This is a genomic window from Sinorhizobium sp. M4_45 (genome assembly GCF_002885915.1).
Classification (GTDB): domain Bacteria; phylum Pseudomonadota; class Alphaproteobacteria; order Rhizobiales; family Rhizobiaceae; genus Sinorhizobium; species Sinorhizobium meliloti_A.
The window spans coordinates 568263-586762 of record NZ_NWVE01000002.1; the positions used below are offsets into that span (position 1 = coordinate 568263).

The 18500-nt window shown below is 62.3% G+C and carries 12 protein-coding genes; 5 read left to right on the forward strand and 7 right to left on the reverse strand.

Annotation, left to right across the window (positions count from 1 at the left end; translation table 11 throughout):
* Positions 1 to 3: 3 nt before the first annotated feature.
* Entirely contained in the window at positions 4 to 2964 is a 2961-nt protein-coding gene (locus CN933_RS08410; protein WP_102761402.1) for a bifunctional [glutamine synthetase] adenylyltransferase/[glutamine synthetase]-adenylyl-L-tyrosine phosphorylase, read from the forward strand.
* Between the two features lie 10 nt (positions 2965 to 2974).
* On the opposite strand, the gene CN933_RS08415 is transcribed toward CN933_RS08410, so the two are convergent.
* Together CN933_RS08415 and pepN are read right to left on the reverse strand one after the other, a co-directional pair.
* Complete coding sequence (locus CN933_RS08415; protein WP_026168566.1) at positions 2975 to 5302, reverse strand: PAS domain-containing sensor histidine kinase; 2328 nt, start codon at positions 5300 to 5302, stop codon at positions 2975 to 2977.
* A 313-nt stretch (positions 5303 to 5615) separates the two neighbouring features.
* Entirely contained in the window at positions 5616 to 8270 is a 2655-nt protein-coding gene (pepN, locus tag CN933_RS08420) for an aminopeptidase N (RefSeq protein ID WP_102761403.1), read from the reverse strand.
* 428 nt (positions 8271 to 8698) lie between these two features.
* Between pepN and CN933_RS08425 the strand changes: the two genes are divergently transcribed.
* Positions 8699 to 9637, forward strand: a complete 939-nt coding sequence (locus tag CN933_RS08425; protein WP_018094566.1) for a DMT family transporter — start codon at positions 8699 to 8701, stop codon at positions 9635 to 9637.
* 9 nt (positions 9638 to 9646) lie between these two features.
* On the opposite strand, the gene CN933_RS08430 is transcribed toward CN933_RS08425, so the two are convergent.
* The 5 genes from CN933_RS08430 to CN933_RS08450 form a co-directional block, all read right to left on the reverse strand.
* Positions 9647 to 10936 (reverse strand): MFS transporter, encoded by a 1290-nt coding sequence (locus CN933_RS08430; RefSeq protein ID WP_018094567.1) that lies wholly within the window; start codon positions 10934 to 10936, stop codon positions 9647 to 9649.
* Positions 10937 to 11197: 261 nt separating this feature from the next.
* The gene (locus tag CN933_RS08435) at positions 11198 to 11353 is read right to left on the reverse strand and encodes a hypothetical protein (protein ID WP_018094568.1); all 156 of its coding nucleotides are present in this window, start codon (positions 11351 to 11353) and stop codon (positions 11198 to 11200) included.
* Positions 11354 to 11390: 37 nt separating this feature from the next.
* On the reverse strand, positions 11391 to 11567 hold the full coding sequence (locus CN933_RS08440) for a hypothetical protein (protein ID WP_018094569.1): 177 nt from the start codon (positions 11565 to 11567) through the stop codon (positions 11391 to 11393).
* A 138-nt stretch (positions 11568 to 11705) separates the two neighbouring features.
* Positions 11706 to 12569, reverse strand: a complete 864-nt coding sequence (locus tag CN933_RS08445) for a uracil-DNA glycosylase (protein WP_018094570.1) — start codon at positions 12567 to 12569, stop codon at positions 11706 to 11708.
* A gap of 72 nt (positions 12570 to 12641) precedes the next feature.
* Positions 12642 to 13931, reverse strand: coding sequence for an Hsp70 family protein (locus CN933_RS08450; protein ID WP_102761404.1), 1290 nt, complete (start codon positions 13929 to 13931; stop codon positions 12642 to 12644).
* A gap of 269 nt (positions 13932 to 14200) precedes the next feature.
* Here CN933_RS08450 and CN933_RS08460 point away from each other — a divergent pair, with 269 nt between their 5' ends.
* The 3 genes from CN933_RS08460 (at position 14201) to CN933_RS08470 (ending at position 18457) form a co-directional block, all read left to right on the forward strand.
* A complete protein-coding gene (locus CN933_RS08460; protein WP_018094572.1) occupies positions 14201 to 15865 on the forward strand; it encodes an electron transfer flavoprotein-ubiquinone oxidoreductase in 1665 nt (554 codons plus the stop codon).
* 485 nt (positions 15866 to 16350) lie between these two features.
* Positions 16351 to 17349 carry an ABC transporter substrate-binding protein gene (locus tag CN933_RS08465; protein ID WP_018094573.1) on the forward strand — a complete coding sequence of 333 codons (999 nt, stop codon included), beginning with the start codon at positions 16351 to 16353 and terminating at the stop codon, positions 17347 to 17349.
* A gap of 220 nt (positions 17350 to 17569) precedes the next feature.
* A complete protein-coding gene (locus tag CN933_RS08470; protein WP_018094574.1) occupies positions 17570 to 18457 on the forward strand; it encodes an ABC transporter permease in 888 nt (295 codons plus the stop codon).
* The last annotated feature ends 43 nt before the right edge of the window (positions 18458 to 18500 follow it).

Consider the following 18500-nt stretch of genomic DNA (forward strand, 5'->3'; position numbering starts at 1 on the left):
TGCATGGCGGAAGCGATCGAGCGGTCTTTGTCCGATATCGATGTGGTGGCGATTCGCCCGGCGAGCCAGGCGGACGCCAAAGCCGCCCTTTCCGTACTCAAGGATGCGGCGAAAGGCAGCGAGCAGATTGCCAAGCTCATTGCCTCGGACGCGCCGCTCAAGGATTTTCTCGTTGCCGCCTTCGCGCTTTCGCCATTCCTGCGGGACACGGCGCGTAGCCACCCGGCGATCCTCGAAGCATTGCTATCCGAGGCGCTGCCGGCGTTTTTGAAGCGCAGGATCGAGGCCGCAAGGGTGTCCTGGCGGGGCGATGCGCCCGGGGCGGCGCTGCCGGATGCCGAGATCATGACGCGATTGAGACGGGCGAAGCGCGAGGTCGCCTTCGCCGTCGCGCTTGCGGACCTTTCGCGGCTTTTCGGTGGACGTGAGACGACACGGTGGCTCAGCGATTTTGCAGAGGCGGCCGTTTCGGCGGCGATCGATCATCTGCTGCTCGGTGCGCATGAAAGCGGCAAGTTCGTGTTGAAGGACAGTTCCGCGCCGTCCACCGCTTCCGGCGTCGTCGTGCTTGGAATGGGTAAGCTCGGCTCCGGAGAGCTCAACTATTCTTCCGATATCGATCTTGTCGTCTTCTACGATCCGCAGTCGGGCATCATCACCAATCGCGACGATGCTCCGGAAACCTTCGCCCGGCTGTTGCGGCGCCTGATTCGCATCCTGCAGGAGAGAACTGGCGACGGCTATGTCTTCCGCACGGATCTGCGGCTCAGGCCAGACCCAGGCTCCACGCCGCTTGCCATCCCGGTCGAGGCGGCAATGCTCTATTACGAGAGCAGGGGGCAGAACTGGGAACGCGCCGCCTTCATCAAGGCGCGGCCGATCGCGGGCGATCTGGAGGCGGGCGAACGCTTCCTCAAGGAACTGACGCCCTTCGTCTTCCGCAAGTACCTCGACTATGCGGCAATTGCCGACATTCACTCGATCAAGCGGCAGATCCATGCCCATAAGGGGCACGGAGAAATCGCCGTGAAGGGACACAACATCAAGCTTGGGCGCGGCGGCATCCGGGAGATCGAGTTCTTCGTTCAGACCCAGCAGCTGATCGCCGGCGGCCGCACGCCCGCGCTGCGTCTGCGCGAAACGGAAGCGATGCTGCGGATGCTCGCCGAGAGCGGCTGGATCGACGCGGCGACGGCCGAGGAGCTTACCGATGCCTATTGGTTCCTGCGCGACGTCGAGCACCGCATCCAGATGGTGCATGACGAGCAAACCCACCTCCTTCCGGAAACCGAGCCGGAGCTCAGGCGGATCGCCTATATGCTGGGCTTCGAGGATACGGCTTCCTTTTCGGATGCGCTGTCGCGCGTGCTGCGCGCGGTCGAGCGGCGCTATGCGCAGCTTTTCGAGCAGGAGGCGAAGCTATCCACCGAAACCGGAAACCTGGTCTTCACCGGTCAGCAGGACGATCCGGATACGCTCGAAACGCTGAAGAAGATCGGTTTCCAGCGGCCGTCCGACATAGCGAATATCATTCGCACCTGGCACTACGGGCGCTATCGGGCAACGCAATCGGTCGAGGCGCGCGAGCGGCTGACGGAACTGACGCCGGAGCTCCTGCGCGTCTTCGGCGAAAGCAGGCGGGCCGACGAAGCGTTTCTGCGTTTTGACCACTTCCTCTCCGGTCTGCCCGCGGGGATCCAGCTCTTCTCGCTGCTCGGCAACAATCCCGGCCTCCTGTCGCTGATCGTCAATATCATGTCGTCGGCACCGCGCCTGGCGGACATCATCGCCGCCAAACCGCATGTCTTCGACGGCATGCTGGAGCCGGGGCTGCTTGCCGAACTGCCCACCAGGGATTATCTGGCGCCGCGCATCGCGACCTTCGTCGGCGCCGGCCGGCACTATGAGGAGGTGCTGGACCGCCTGCGCATCATCGCCGCCGAGCAGCGCTTCCTGATCGGTATCCGGCTGCTCACAGGCGCGATCACCGGCCTTCAGGCGGGGCGCGCTCTCACCGACCTTGCCGATCTGATCATTGCCGCCGCGCTCGATGCGGTTCTGGAGGAGGTCCGGTCGGCGCATGGACGTTTCCCCGGCGGGCGGGTCGCAATCGTCGGAATGGGCAAGCTCGGCAGTCACGAATTGACCGCCGGCTCCGATATCGACCTCATCCTGCTCTACGATTACGACGACGAAGTGCTCGAGTCCGACGGCGCCAAGCCGCTCGATCCGGTGCGTTATTTTACGCGGGTCACGCAGCGGCTGATCGCCGCGCTTTCCGCCCCGACCGCCGAGGGCATCCTCTACGACGTGGACATGAGGCTGCGACCCTCCGGGAACAAGGGGCCGGTTGCCACCCGCATAACCGCCTTCGCCAAGTACCAGCGAACGGAAGCCTGGACCTGGGAGCATCTGGCGCTGACGCGGGCGCGCTGCATCTGCGGCGACGAGAGCCTCGTCGGCGAAGCGGAGGCGATCTTTGCCGAGATACTCACTGAAAAGCGCGACATCGCGAAGATCCGCAAGGACGTCGAGGAGATGCGCGGCCTGATCGACAAGGAGAAGCCGCCGAAGGACATCTGGGATTTCAAACTCATTCCCGGCGGATTGGTCGACATCGAGTTCATCGCCCAGTACCTCGCCCTGATCGCGCCGGCGAGGGGAGTGACGTCCCCTCCTGCCGGCACGCATACGCTCGAGGCGCTGAAGGCGCTCGGTACCGGGATGATGAATGCGAACGATCTCGATACGGCCGCCGAAGCGCTCGTACTCTTCACCGAGCTGTCGCAGCTCGTGCGCCTCTGCATCGATGGCGACTTCGATCCGAACGAAGCGCCGGCCGGTCTCGTGGATCTCGTCTGCCGTGCCGGAGACTATCCGGATCTGACGCATCTCGAAGCCGACATTCGCCGTTACTCGAAGGCCGTGCGCCGGATCTTCCAGGGGATCGTCGCTGCAGCGTAAGCGGGCGTAGTCAGCCGCGGTCGGGAATCCTGACCGATATGATGGTGCCGACATTCTCTGCCGAATGGATCTTCATCGTCCCGCCGTGAAGCCGCGTCAGCGAACGAGATATGGCGAGCCCGAGCCCGGAGCCGCCCTTGCTCTTGGCATATTGGCTCTGCACCTGCTCGAAGGGCTGGCCGATCTTCTGCAACGCGCCCTTGGGAATGCCGATGCCGGAATCGGCGATCGTCAGCGTGACGGCGCCCCTCACCTTGCGCGCCCGCAAGGAGATGCGGCCGCCTTCATTGGTGAACTTGACCGCATTGGAGAGGAGATTGAGCAGGACCTGCTTCATCGCCCGGCGGTCGGCGAACATCGTCAGGCCGGAGGATATTTGCTGGACCACGCGGATGTTCTTTCGCTCTGCCGGAATCGCCGTGAAACGAAGGGTCTCCTCGATGAGTGGCGCGAGATCGATCCGCTCGCGCGTGATGCGCATATGGCCTGCCTCGATCTTCGACATGTCTAGTATGTCGTTGATGACGTTGAGCAGATGCTTGCCGCTCTCGAATATGTCGCGCGAATACTCGTGGTATTTCTCCGAGCCGAGGGGGCCGAACATCTGGTCCTGCAGGATTTCCGAGAAGCCGAGAATGGCGTTCAGCGGGGTGCGCAGCTCGTGCGACATGTTGGCGAGGAATTCGGACTTTGCCCGGTTCGCGGCCTCGGCGCGCTCTTTCTCCGCCTGATAGTTCGCGTTGGCGACGGAAAGTTCGGCCTTCTGCTGCTCGAGCGTTACGCGGGAGGCGGAGAGATCGCCGATGGTTGCCATCAGCCGCCGCTCGGATTCGCGCAGGCGAACTTGATGCCGCTTGAGGAGCGTGATGTCCGTGCCCACCGAGACGAGCCCGCCGTCGCGCGTGCGCCGCTCATTGATCTGCAGCCAGCGTTCGTCGGCAAGCTGAACCTCGCTCGTCTGCGAGTGATTGCTCCGGTCCGGATCGGCGACGCGCCTTTCGACAACGGGCCTTGCCGCCGCCGCATGGACGATCGTGCGTTCGGTGCCGGGCACCAGCACGTGGTCGGGCAACTGCCAGGCTTGCTGGTAATGGGTGTTGCACATCACCAGGCGATCGTGCTTGTCCCAGAGCACGAAGGCCTCCGAGGTGCACTCGATCGCGTCCGCCAGGCGCTGATCGGCCTCGGCGTAACGCTGCGCAAGCCTGTGTTGCTCGGTCACGTCCATCGCAATGCCGATCAGATGCGTCCGGCCCGACACGGTGCGGATCACCTGGGCACGCGCTCGAAGCCATACATAGTGGCCATCCGCATGGCGCATCCGGAACACCTGATCGATCTGGCGTTCGTTGCCTTTCGCGATCGCCCGAGCGACCCGGTATATGCCCCGGTCTTCGACATGCATGAGACGGGCGGCATCGCCGAACGACAGCACGCTCGCGTCGCCCGGCATTCCGAGCATCTCGTACATCGAGCGGGACCAGAAGAGGCGCCGGTTGTCCAGATCGAAGTCCCAGAGGCCGCAGCGTCCGCGGGAGAGCGCCGTTTCGACGCGCAGGTTCGATTCGGCAAAGACCGCATCGGCATCTCGGGCGCGCTTTGCCTGGATGTAATAGGCATAGAGGACGACCATCAGGATCGCCGAAACGCCGGCAAACAGCGTGACGTTGAGTGAAATTTCGTCGCGCCAGGCCGCTTCGAATCTGGCGATCGACGTTGCCGCCAGAACCGCGCCGCCGGAATCCGGCAATTGCCGGAGCGCGATGAAATGCTCGATGCCGTCGATCGACGCTCTTACGACACCGGCACCCTCGCCATAATATTGCAGCGTCGCGACCTCGGGAGCGATTGCGGAGAGCGTGCGCCCGATGAGATGGACGCCATCCTGCGTCCCGGCAAAGACGCGTCCGTCCCTGCGGACCGTCAGCAGGAAAATTCCGGCGTCCAGGATTTCGGCAGGCAGAAGTTCGGCGAGCCGCCGTTCGACCTCCCAGCGGCGGCCATCGGCGAAGAGTTCCGATCCGCCGGTCTGGAAAACACCGGCTGCCGCTGCGGCCGCGAGGCTGACCGTCCGGCGGGAAGAGGCTTCCATGCGGGCATGCTCGTCCATGATGCCCGACATCCGTGAGATCGCCACGATGAGAAGAAAAGCGATAATGAGGACCGGGATGGACCGCTTGAGCATCGGCTCGGCCATTGCGAGCTTCTGCGAGGCCGGTTCGGCAAATATCTTTGCCTGCTCGATGAACTCCCGTTCGAGGCTCGAAAAGCCCGGAAACTTGAGTCGCAACCGCCCTTCGGCTGCGCTTCCCCGTCGCGCGTCCGCCATCTTATCCAATTTGTCGTCCTCGAAAAGCGATCCGCCCGCGACCATGCCGCAAGGAACGCTTGATTCTTATCAGTCCGAAACGTCGATCCCGTCTTTATCGGTTTCCCGGAAGCGGGCGTTTCAGTGATTCGGCGCGCCGCTCGCCCGAATCTGACTCAATGAATCACAGGGCGATTCGCCTTGTCCAGAGGCAACGGTAAAGATTTGTTAACCATATTTCATCGTTGGGAAATGATAGCCGGACTGCCAGAGCCGATTTCAGGCCAGATCCACGACGGTTTCAGGTCGATCCGAACTGAAACCGTCGTGTTCGGCGGTCTGGTCAGCGCTTGTCTTTGAGCATGCGGTCGACGATGTCGCTGACATCGGCGGAAAGATTGGAGGCACGCGCGATATCCTCGAGCGCGCTGCGGGCGTGGCCGGCCCGGATCTTTTCGAGCGACCACCAGGAGCGCATCGACGTCAGAATACGCGCCGCAAGTTGCGGGTTGCGCGCATCGATGTCCAGAATCTGCCGGGCAAGGAAACGATAGCCTTCACCGTCGATGCGGTTGAAGCCGGTGGCATTCGCGAAGGCGAATGTGCCGACCAGTGAGCGAACGCGGTTCGGATTGCTGGCATTGAAGAGCGGATCCGACATCAGCGCCCGAACGCGGTCGAGCGTCGATGCTCCGGGAATCGTCGCCTGAATGGCGAACCACTTGTCGATGACCAGTGCGTTGTCGGCAAAGCGCTTCTTGAACGCGGCCAGGGCGTCCGCCGTCTCTTCGGCGCCCGGAAACCGATGCGCAAGAAGCGTCAGCGCCTGGCTGAGGTCGGTCATGTTGTTGGCGGATCGAAACGCATCAGCGGCTTTCTCAGGTCTTCCGTCGGCATAGACGAGATAGGTGAGCCCGGAATTGCGCAGCGCCCGCCGCCCGGCGCTCTCGGCATCGGGACGGAACGGGCCGGACAGAGACATTTCGTTCACCAGTCGCGCAAAGGTGTCTTTGCCGGCCGTGGCGATGGCGCCCAGAATAGCCTGGCGGCCGGCGTGAATGGCATCCGGGTCGTTATTGCCGCCGATTTCGCGGCCTATGTCGGTTTCGCTCGGCAGGGACAGCACTTGCGATCGGAACGCCGGCTCCAGTCGGTCGTCGCCGGCTGCTGCGAGCAGGGCGTCGACGAGCGCATCGTCACAGGCAACCGGCTGGCCGGCACGCGCTTCCGCTGCCGCCTTGACGAGATTGTCGAGGGCCATCGCGTTCAGCGCCTGCCAGCGTGCGAAGAGGTCGGTCTCGTGGCGTGCGATCAGCGCACGCTGCTCGGCGCTTTGCGCCAGGTGCAGATTGACGGGCGCGGAGAAGCCGCGATTGAAGGAGGGGACCGGCTCGGATGGGATGCCGGAAAAGGTGATCGTCTGTTTGCGCTCGGTCAGGTGCAGTACGTCGTCGGTGATCTCGGCGCCGGAGACGGCCGAGGGCCTTGCCTCGCTTCCGTCCGGAAGCAGCAATCCGAAGCGGAGCGGGATATGCATCGGTGCCTTGCTGCTCTGCCCGGGCGTCGGCGGAACGGTCTGCTCCAACGATAGCGTGTATGTCTGGCTGGAGGCGTCATAGGTGCCCGAAGCGGTGACGAGCGGCGTTCCGGCCTGATGGTACCATAGCGAGAACTGCTTGAGGTCGCGGCCGCTCGCAGCCTCGAAGCAGGCGACGAAATCCTCGATCGTTACCGCCTGGCCGTCGTGACGCTCGAAGTAGAGGTCCATTCCCCTCTTGAAGTGGTCGCGGCCGAGGATCGTCGCGATCATCCGCGTGACCTCGGATCCCTTCTCGTAAACCGTCGTCGTGTAGAAATTATTGATTTCGCGGTATTGCGTCGGGCGCACCGGATGCGCGAGGGGGCCGGCATCCTCTGGGAACTGCTCGGATTTCAAGTGCCGCACTTCGGCGATCCGCTTCACGGCGCGCGAACGCATGTCGGCGGAAAACTCGTGGTCGCGATAGACGGTCAGGCCTTCCTTCAGGCAGAGCTGAAACCAGTCGCGGCAGGTGATGCGGTTGCCGGTCCAGTTGTGGAAATATTCGTGGGCGATGATCGCCTCGATATTGGCATAGTCCGCATCGGTCGCCGTCTCGGGATCGGCGAGCACGTATTTGTCGTTGAAGATGTTGAGCCCCTTGTTCTCCATGGCGCCCATGTTGAAATCGGAAACGGCAACGATCATGAAGATGTCGAGATCGTATTCGCGGCCGAAGACTTCCTCATCCCATTTCATCGACCGCTTCAGCGCATCCATGGCGTAGGCGGCACGCGGCTCCTTGCCGTGCTCGACATAGATCTTGAGCGCGACGTCGCGGCCGGAAGCGGTGGTGAAGGTGCCCTCGACGACGCCCAGATCGCCGGCGACGAGCGCGAACAGATAGCTCGGCTTCGGATGCGGATCGAACCAGGAGGCAAAATGACGGCCGTCGCCCATGTCGGCGCCGCCGAGATAGTTGCCGTTCGAAAGCAGGAGCGGTGCGGAAGCCTTGTCCGCGATGATGTTGACGGTATAGACCGCCAGCACGTCGGGGCGATCCGGGAAGTAGGTGATGCGGCGGAAGCCTTCGGCTTCGCACTGGGTGCAATAGACGTCGCTCGTGCGGTAGAGGCCCATCAGCTTGGTGTTCGTCTCAGGCGACAAAGCCGTCGTGACGGTGATCTCGAAGGGCGCCGCTTCCGGCAGGCCACGAATGGTAAGCGTGTCGTCCGTCGCTTCATAGAGCGTGCCGGGAATCGCTTCCTGATCGAGCAGCAGGCCGGTCATGGTGAGCTCGTCGCCGTCGAGAACGAGCGGTGCAGAGGGGCTGACGCCTTCGCGGCGATGGAAGATCATGCGCGCCTCGACCTTCGTTTCCCTCGGGTCGAGTTCGAAAGTCAGGTCCACCCTCTCGAGTACGAAATCGGTCGGCCGGTAGTTTTCCAGATGAACGATCTGGCCAGTGTTTGTCCGCATGGTCAGTCCTGCTTGCGCCTTCTTGCTCTTTTGATTTGTAGAGGGCGCTCGTGATGGTGAAAAGCCAAGATCCGAGATTTACGCACGAATGTGGTGCCGGCGACAGTACATTCGGCAGCAAAAACGCAGGGCCACTCCCGCCTCTTATTGACCGAAGGTTTATCGGAGCGGCACTAACAAGAACTAAATCCGTGACGATTTTTTCGGGCTTGCTAAATAACCTGCAGACCCATCTTTCTTGGCAACAAGCTTTGCATATGCGGGCGAATTCATCACGAAAAAACCAGCTCCATCACGAAATTTGATCCAACATGCTGCGCAAGCACGGCTAAGGTGGCGTGGTCCTTTCGCGGCCTTGCCGCCGCGTCCTCCCGTTTCTGTTGGCCTTCCGACCGGTTCGCCGATGTCAGTTTGAAAAGTTGCGTTTCATGGATGCGGACGATGTGAGCCCGATGAAGGGGATTGTGCTCAAGGTGCTCTCCGTCGTCGTCTTCGTGTGCATGTCGACCTGCATCAAGGCTGCGGGCGACGATATCCCCACCGGCCAGATCACCTTCTATCGCTCGGCTTTTGCGATGGTGCCGATCCTTGGATTTCTGGCATGCCGTGGCGCATTGCGGGACGCGTTCAGGACCACTGATATCACCGGACACCTAGTGCGCGGCTTTGTCGGCATTCTCGCCATGAGTTGCGGCTTTTACGGCCTCGTCCATCTGCCGCTGCCGGAGGCGATTGCGATCGGCTATGCCATGCCGCTGCTCGCTGTCGCTTTCGCGGCAATTTTTCTGGGCGAGATCGTGCGGCTCTATCGCTGGTCTGCGGTGTTTGTCGGGCTCGTCGGGGTGTTTATCATCTCCTGGCCGCGGCTTACGCTGTTCAACGAAGGCGGCTTCGGGTCGGCCGAGGCCAAGGGTGCGGTCGCCGTACTGCTTTCGGCAGCGCTCGGGGCAACGGCGATGGTGCTCGTGCGCAAGCTCGTGCAGAAGGAGCGCACGCACACCATCGTCCTCTACTTCTCCCTTTCGGCCGCGGTGTTCTCGCTCGCGACGCTGCCTTTCGGCTGGTCCGAGCTTTCCTGGCAGGCCTTCGTTCTCCTGACGATCGCCGGCTTTTGCGGCGGCGTCGGGCAGATCCTGCTGACGGAGAGCTATCGCCACGCCGATATGTCGACGATCGCTCCCTTCGAATACACGTCGATCGTGCTCGGCATAGTCATCGGCTACTTCCTCTTCGGCGACGTGCCGACCTTGACCATGCTTGCCGGGACGGCAATCGTCGTCGGCGCGGGCATCTTCATCATCTACCGGGAACATCGGCTGGGACTGGAACGCAAGGGCGCGCGCAAGCACGTGACGCCGCAGGGATAAAGGGATGGGCTACTCGGCGCGTTGCTCCCAGACAGGAACGGTGTCGTCCTCGATGAGGTCGCCTGCGTCCTGCTGTGCGAGCGGACCGGTGACGTCGGGACCGGGGGTCGGCAGCACCGTGGTCGCCTGAAAATCGGTCTTCGCGACGAGGCCGTCATGCTGCTCGCGCTGAAGGATGCGCCATGCGGCATAGCCGCTGTAGAGTGCAAAATACACGGCAAGCGCGATGAACAGTGCGACGGGGCCAAACCGGTCCATGACCGGACCGACCATCAGCGGACCGGAGATCGTGCCGAGGCCGTAGGTGATCATCAGCCCGGATGAAATCTCCACATATTCGTCGGGGCGGGCAAGGTCGTTGGCATGCGCGACGTTCAGCGCGTAGATCGGGAAGAGGACCGTGCCGATGCAGGCGGCGAGCGCATAGAGAACCGGGGGACTGCTCGCAATCGAAACGGACATGGCAAGGCACGACACGACGCCGGCGATGCCGCAGGCAACCATGACGATGCGCCGGTCCATCCGGTCCGAGGCGCGGCCGATCGGGACCTGAGAGATCGCGCTGCCGGCCAGAAGCGACGCGAGTAGCGTCGCTCCCTCGCCGGTCGAAAGGCCGATCTTCTGGGTGAAGACGCCGCCGAGATTGAGCCACGCGCCCGAGAGCGCACCGGCGAGAAAGCCGCCGACGACAGCGACCGGCGAGCGGCGATAGAGTGCGGGGATATCGAAATTTGCCCGTGCCGGGGGGGCCGGCATCGGCGAGGAGGAAAGGGCGGTCGGCAGCAGGGCGAGCGAGAACAGCACGCCGCAAAGGATGAAAAGGGAGGTGTTGCTCGGATCGCCGAGCGGCACTAGGTACTGTCCGCCGATCGTGCCGACCATGCTGGTGATGAGATAGAGCGAGAAGAGCAGGCCGCGATTGTCGTTCGTCACCCGCTCGTTCAGCCAACTCTCGATGACGAGATAGCTTCCGGCAATCGCAAAGCCCGACACGGCACGGAAGCCGATCCAGGCGCGCCAATCGACGACGAGCCCGCACATCAGGATCGCGATGGAAAGGAGCGTTATCAGGGCGGTGAAGACGCGGACATGGCCGACGCGCAGGACGAATTTAGGCGTGACGATGCAGGAAAGGGTGAACCCCAGCGTGTAGCCGGTCGCGAATATCGAGATGGTGAGGGTCGACCAGCTCTCCGCCACGGAGCGTACAGGGATGACATAGCTCTGCAGCCCGAAGGCGACCATCATCAGGAAGGTCGAGAGCATCAGGCTGAAAACGGAAGCGAAGTTCGCCAGCATCGGCGCTCCTGGAGAGGGGATTAAGGAGCGGCTTCGTTTCGGCTCGGCCGATGAACTTCGTCACTCCGTCAAAACGAATCGAGAGTGGCTGTAACGAAGTTCCGGGGCGCTGTCGATTGCGACAGGGAATGGCGAAATGGCGCAGCCGGAAAGGCAGGAGCGTGATGAGGAAAGTGTGTGCGGATTTCCGCCCGCATCCCGCGTTCGACCAATGGGAAGCGATCACGTTGGTTTTCAGGTCGGTCCGGACCCAAACGTGACCTATCTCGGCAGCAACTGGCTCGCCGCGCCGTGATCGGCGCGCCGTCCGTCGCTGGCGAGGCTCAGGCGGCTGTACTCGCGAGATGCGCGGACGGCGGTGCGAATGTCGGAGATCGTGTCGACGAGACCGCGAATGCTGTCGAGCGGCTTGGACATGATCGTTCTCTCCTGCAGTCTTTCCGGCACAGAGCGTTCAGCGCTGGATGAATTCGGCGAAGATCTGAGCCGGGCGGGTCGTCCGCGCGAGACCGATTGCTGTCAGCTGCTCGTTGGCAGCCGACCCGAAGCTGTTGGACGGCGCGCGCGAGGAGGCACCGGCGTAGCGGAGCGTCTCGAAGCTGCTGTGAATCGGGCGATAGCGGGCAGTCATGGTTCAAATCCTTATCCATTCCTCCCGTCGTGCTATATTGCGGTGCAGCATTGGTTTTGCAATGCGCTAAAACGCCGCTCAGACATGCGCAAATCGCATGGCTTTTTTCACACCTTGTTCATAAATCGAGCAGTTGTATCAGCCGAGGCGCGACTTGAACGCCAGCAGGTCCAGCCAGGCGAAGCGCTTGTTGACGGGAGCGGCGACAAGGTCCTGCGGATGCAAGGTGGCGAGCGTTGGAATGCGGGTGCCGCCAAAGGTGAGCTCTCGCCATTCGCCGCGCAGTTGATGGATCGTTTCGCCGCCGAAGAAGAAGCGGGCGGTGAAGTTGCCGAGCAGAAGCAACTGCTTGGGTTCGGCCAGCGCGATCTGACGCTCGATGAACGGTCGGCAGATATCCGCCTCGCGAGCGCTCGGAACGCGGTTTCCCGGTGGCCGCCAGGGCACGGCATTGGCAAGAAGTACGTCCTCGCGCGAAAGGCCGATGCCGGACAGCATGCGTTCGAGCATCTCGCCGTGCCGTCCCGCAAAGGGGCGGCCGTCGCGGTCGTCATCCGCATAGGGCATCGGACCGATGATCATGACTCCCGAAGCAGCACTGCCTTCGGCAAAGACGAGGTTGCGTGCGCTGTTCCTGAGGTTGCAGCCGGCAAAGGCCTCCATGGCCGTACGCAGCTCTCCCAGCGATCGCGCGGCATCGGCGACGAACTGCGCCTCCTTGATGGCCTGCTCGTCCGGTATCGCAACCGCCGGAGGGGATGCCGGAGGCGCGGGGCGACGCTCGCGCGAGGGGGCGGCAAGGGGAGCAGGCTGCTGCGGTTCGACTGCGGTCGCGCTGGTTTGCGGCACGGCGCGGCTTTGCGCGCGCCTGATTCTCATCGCCTCGAATTCAGCGAGCCGATCGACCGGTTCGTCTTCGAGGAGCCACTCGACACCCGCCTCCGCATGGAAGGCGAGAAGGGCAGCGAGTTCGGAGCGGGAGAGGTCGTTGGCCGAGATCATGGGGCGAATGTAACAGATCGGTGGGCGTGGTCCACTGCACGTTCCTCAAATCTGTGGTGGCAGGGACTGCCTTCAGGCCGCTGCTGTCCAGGCCGCGATGTCGTCGCGCTCGCCGATGAGCGCCAGGCCATGGGCGATCGACAGGAGCTCGCCGCCGCTCTCGATGCGCTCTTTGCCGAAGCGGTTCTCGAAGAGACGGCGAACCGCCGGCACGAAGGACGTCCCGCCGGTGAGAAACACCTTGTCGATCCCGTCCGGTTTTGTCGCAGACGTTGAAAGGACCACGTCAAGCGCCTCCTCGATGCGGGCAAGGTCAGGCGCAATCCAGGCTTCGAACTCGTCCCGGTGAACGGTACGGCGTGCGCGCTCGCCCAGCGGCGCAAAGGCGAATTCGGTCTCCTCAGCCTGCGAGAGCCGCATCTTGGTGGCCGAGACCGCCTGATAGAGTGGATAGCCTTCGTCATGCTCGATGAGCTCCACGAAGGACTCCAGCTTCTCCGGCTCCAGGCTTGCGCGCACCAGCTTTTTCAATTCGGTGAAATCTCTCAACGTCTTGAAGATCGAAAGCTGGTTCCAGCGGCCGAAATTCGCGTAGTAGCTCGACGGCACCTCAAGCAGCTTGTCGAAGCTCTTGAACAGACTCCCCTTTCCGATGAGCGGCGAGACGATGTTGTCGATAATCCGGAAGTCGAAATGGTCTCCCGCGATGCCGACGCCGGAATGTCCGATCGGCGTTGCCGTCAGTCGACCGGCCTGGCTCTCGAACCGGATGATCGAGTAGTCGGTAGTGCCGCCGCCGAAGTCGGCGACGAGCACCGTCGCGTCCCGATCGAGGTTGCGCGCGAAATAGAAGGCGGCCGCGACCGGTTCGTACACGTAATGGACTTCGGGAAAACCCATGCGGGTAAGCGCGCGATTGTAGCGTTCGAGGGCCAGTTTCTCGTTCGGATTGGCGCCCGCAAACTGCACGGGACGGCCGATGACGACACGCCTGAAGGTGGGTTCCCAGTTACTGCCGGCATAGTCCCTGAGCCGCGTCAGGAAACGCTGCATCAGGTCCTCGAACTCGTAGCGCTTCCCGAAGATCAGCGTGCCCTGGAAGAGCGCGCTCGCGGCAAAGGTTTTGATCGACTGAAGGAAGCGGCATTCGCCCGGATTGTCGATGAATTCGCGGATTGCCGCCTGTCCTGCTTCGACTTTCAGGGGCGAGGGACCGGCATCCTTCAGGAAAGAGAGCGCCGTGCGCGTCGTGTCCGATCTCCCGACCGGGCTTTCCACGACGATGGAGCGCGTCGAGGCGCCTTCGGCCTGAGCCAGTACCGAATTGGTCGTGCCGAAGTCGAGGCCTAGGGCGAACGCCATGATCGTCTCCGTCTTGTCGGTGATGCGGCTTGCGGGGTGGGGCGGGCCTCCTCGCATGCGAGCGCTGCAAAAGCAAGCTGTCGATCGGCCAGATCCGCCCAAATGCATTTACGTTTACGTTCAAGTAACATAGTAATCTCATGAACTCATGCGCAAATGCAGAGACAGTCTGTCGCATCCCGGCTCGACAAGGTTTACGGCATTTGTCATGACGGGATGATTTGGCCGGGAACGGAGCCGGCAGAAGACCGGCAGAACTGGAGAGTGTAATGACCGAGCAACAAGAACTCCCCGAACGCGAGAGCATGGAATTCGACGTCGTGATCGTCGGGGCGGGACCGGCTGGTCTTGCGGCGGCGATCCGGCTGAAGCAGGTCAATCCGGAACTCTCGGTCGTGGTTCTGGAGAAGGGCGCCGAAGTGGGCGCGCATATCCTCTCCGGCGCCGTGGTCGACCCGATCGGCATCGACCGGCTCTTGCCCGGCTGGCGCGACGAACCGGACCACCCGTTCAAGACGGAAGTCACCGACGACCAGTTTCTCTTTCTCGGCCCCGCCGGCTCGGTCCGCCTTCCCAATTTCCTGATGCCGCCGCTGATGAACAATCACGGCAACTACGTCGTCTCCCTCGGCAATGTCTGTCGCTGGCTCGCCACCCAGGCGGAAGCGCTCGGCGTCGAAATCTATCCGGGCTTTGCCGCGACCGAGGTCCTCTACAATGACGAGGGCGCGGTGATCGGCGTTGCCACCGGCGACATGGGCATCGAGCGCAACGGCGAGCCGGGGCCGAACTTCGCCCGCGGCATGGAGCTGCTCGGAAAGTACACCCTCATCGGCGAGGGCGTGCGCGGCTCGCTCGCCAAGCAGCTGATCGCCAGATACAAGCTCGACGAGGGGCGCGACGTGCCGAAATTCGGCATCGGCCTAAAGGAACTCTGGGAGGTGAAGCCGGAAAATCACAGGCCCGGCCTCGTGCAGCATTCCTTCGGTTGGCCGCTCGGCATGAAGACCGGCGGCGGATCCTTCCTCTATCACCTCGAGGACAATCTGGTCGCCGTCGGTTTCGTCGTCCATCTCAACTACAAGAACCCGTATCTCTATCCGTTCGAGGAGTTCCAGCGCTTCAAGACGCATCCGGCGATCCGCGGCACCTTCGAGGGCGGCAAGCGGCTCTCCTATGGCGCGCGCGCCATTACCGAGGGCGGCTACCAGTCGGTGCCGAAGCTTTCCTTCCCCGGCGGGGCTCTGATCGGCTGCTCGGCCGGTTTCGTCAACGTGCCGCGCATCAAGGGCAGCCACAATGCGGTGCTGTCGGGCATTCTCGCGGCGGAGAAACTCGCCGAGGCGATCGCCCACGGCCGCGCCAATGACGAGCCGATCGAGATCGAGCGCGGCTGGCGCGAGAGCGCCATCGGCCAGGACCTGAAACGGGTCCGCAACGTCAAGCCGCTGTGGTCGAAGTTCGGCACCGCTGTCGGCGTGGCGCTCGGCGGTCTCGACATGTGGACCAACCAGCTCTTCGGCTTTTCCTTCTTCGGGACGCTGAAGCACGGCAAGACCGATGCGCAATCGCTCGAGCCGGCCGCCAAGCACGAGAAGATCGACTATCCGAAGCCGGATGGCGTGCTGACCTTCGACCGGCTCTCCTCGGTGTTCCTGTCGAACACCAATCACGAGGAGGACCAGCCGGTGCATCTTCAGGTGAAGGATTGGGATCTGCAGAAACGCTCGGAATACGAGGTCTATGCCGGCCCATCTTCGCGCTACTGTCCGGCCGGCGTCTATGAATGGGTGGAGAAGGACGGCGAGCCCACCTTCGTCATCAACGCCCAGAACTGCGTCCACTGCAAGACCTGCGATATCAAGGACCCGAACCAGAACATCAACTGGGTGCCGCCACAAGGGGGCGAAGGGCCGGTCTATCCGAACATGTGATGTTCGGAGAAGGCGGGCCCGCACGGACTCCCGTGGGGAGAAGGGGGCGAAGGGCCGGTCTATCCGAACATGTGATGTTCGGAGACGCAGGTCGAACGCCCCCTGTCCGAACACGCAATTGCACTTCCCGAAAGGCCGGCGAGCGTTCGCCGGCCTTTTCGCATGTCCTTATAAGTCGTCCAGCTTCCGACGTGGATGATGGGGGTCGCCGGCAAATGAATTTAAAAAAGGGGGTTAAACCCATCAATTATTTGTGTAGTTTGACAAACGGCAGGAATGTCAGCCGCTGACGCAAATGGGAAAGTGTTCGCCGGAAAGACACGATAGCAATGTGGGCGGTACCGGTCCGAACAGGTATCGGTTGACCCGCGAGTTGTCGCGCCCCGGCATCGGATCGGGGCGAGTGCTTGTTCCGTTCACTGTCAGCAGCTGCGGTGAGGCTGGCAGTCCGCCATAGAGACACCGCCAAAACAGAGGGAGCCGAAATGAAAAAACTTCTTGCAACGACATGCCTGGCCGCCGGTCTTTTGGGACTCGGCAGCGCGGCATCGGCGGCGGAATGCGGCGATGTGACGATTGCCAACATGAACTGGCAGAGCGCCGAAGTCCTGGCGAGTGTGGACAAGTTCATTCTGACCGAAGGCTACGGCTGCAGTGCGGAGCTCGTCGTCGGCGACACGGTGCCGACCATCACGTCGATGATCGAGAAGGGCGAGCCGGACATCGCGCCGGAGGGCTGGGTCGACCTGCTGCCGGACGTGGTGAACCGCGGCCTCGAAGAAGGCAAGCTCGTAGGCGCCGCAGTCGCGCTTTCGGATGGCGCCGTACAGGGCTGGTGGGTTCCGAAATACATCGTCGATGCCAACCCGGACATCAAGACGATCGACGACGTCCTGAAGCATAAGGAACTCTTCCCCGATCCGGAGGATCCGAGCAAGGGCGCGATTTTCAACGGTCCTCAAGGGTGGGGCGGCACGGTCGTGACGACGCAGCTTTACAAGGCCTATGGTGCCGAGGCGGCGGGCTTCACGCTGGTCGATACCGGCTCGGCGGCCGGCCTCGACGGCTCGATTGCCAAGGCCTATGAGCGCAAGCAGGGCTGGGTCGGCTACTACTGGGCTCCGACGGCGCTGCTCGGCAAGTACGAGATGGTCAAGCTCGAGCATGGCGTCCCCAACGACATGGCCGAATGGAAGCGCTGCAATACGGTTGCGGATTGCCCGGATCCGAAGAAGAACGATTGGCCGAAGGACAAGGTCCAGACACTGGTAACCAAGGAATTCGCCGACCGCGCCGGCCCGGCCATGGAGTATCTCAACACCCGCGCCTGGACGAACGACACGGTCAACAAGCTCATGGCCTGGATGACCGACAATCAGGCGAGCGGCGAGGAAGGCGCGAAGCACTTCCTCGAGGAAAACCCGGACCTCTGGACCAAGTGGGTCTCGCCCGAAGTCGCCGAGAAGATCAAGGCTGCCCTCTGATCGACTCGCCTCGAATGAACGGCGCGCGTAAAAGCGCGCCGTTTTTTGTTTTCTGCTGCGTAGTTTTCGAAGGAAGGCGCAAGATTTCGTTCACCGCATGTCGGTTTGAGAATAAGATTGCGCGGCTTCATCGTTTACACCGCGCGTTAGCGTTAAAAGGCAGGCGGCAAAGCAATAACAACCATAAGCCGCCCAAAAGAGTGCGAAGGGGAATCGACACATGGAATGGCTGACCAAATTTCCGCACATGGACGACGATCGGCTTCGGCAGTTGAAGAAGATAATCGACGAAGGGTTCCGTAGCTTCACACGCGCCTATGGCGACGCGATCGAATCGTTCTTCGACCCGCTCCAGTTCTTCCTGATCCACGCCGAACGGTTCATGACACGAACGCCGTGGCCGATCATTCTCATACTGATTGCCGTGATCGCCTGGTTTGCCAGCCGCAACTGGAAGATCGTTGCCGGCGCCGTCGGCACCCTGCTCCTCATCGGCTATCTCGACATGTGGGACGACACGATGAAGACGATCTCGATGATCTTCGTCTGTACGGTCCTGTCGATAGCGATCGGCATACCGATGGGCATCATCATGTCACGTTCCGATCGTTTCCAGAACATCGTCAATCCGGTGCTCGACGTGATGCAGACGATGCCGAGCTTCGTCTATCTCATTCCCGTCGTGATGCTTCTCGGCATCGGCAAGGTTCCGGGGCTTATAGCCGTCGTCATCTATGCGATCCCGCCGATGATCCGCCTCACCAATCTCGGAATTCGGCTGGTCGACAAGGATGTGCTGGAGGCGGCGGACGCCTTCGGCTCGTCGAATTGGCAGAAGCTGAAGAACGTCCAGATGCCGCTCGCGCTGCCGACGATCATGGCCGGGATCAACCAGACCATCATGATGGCGCTCGCCATGGTCGTCATCGCCTCGATGATCGGCGTTCAGGGGCTGGGTCAGCCGGTCTTGAAGGCGATCGCCAACCAGTATTTCACGCTCGGCATCTTCAACGGCCTCGCCATCGTCGGAATCGCGATCATTTTCGACCGGGTGAGCCAGGCTTACGGGCGCCGGCTCCAGCGCCACCGCGAAATCATTCACGGATAGAAGCTCCAAAACTTCCCCTCCCCAACCCCTCCCACTGTGGCAC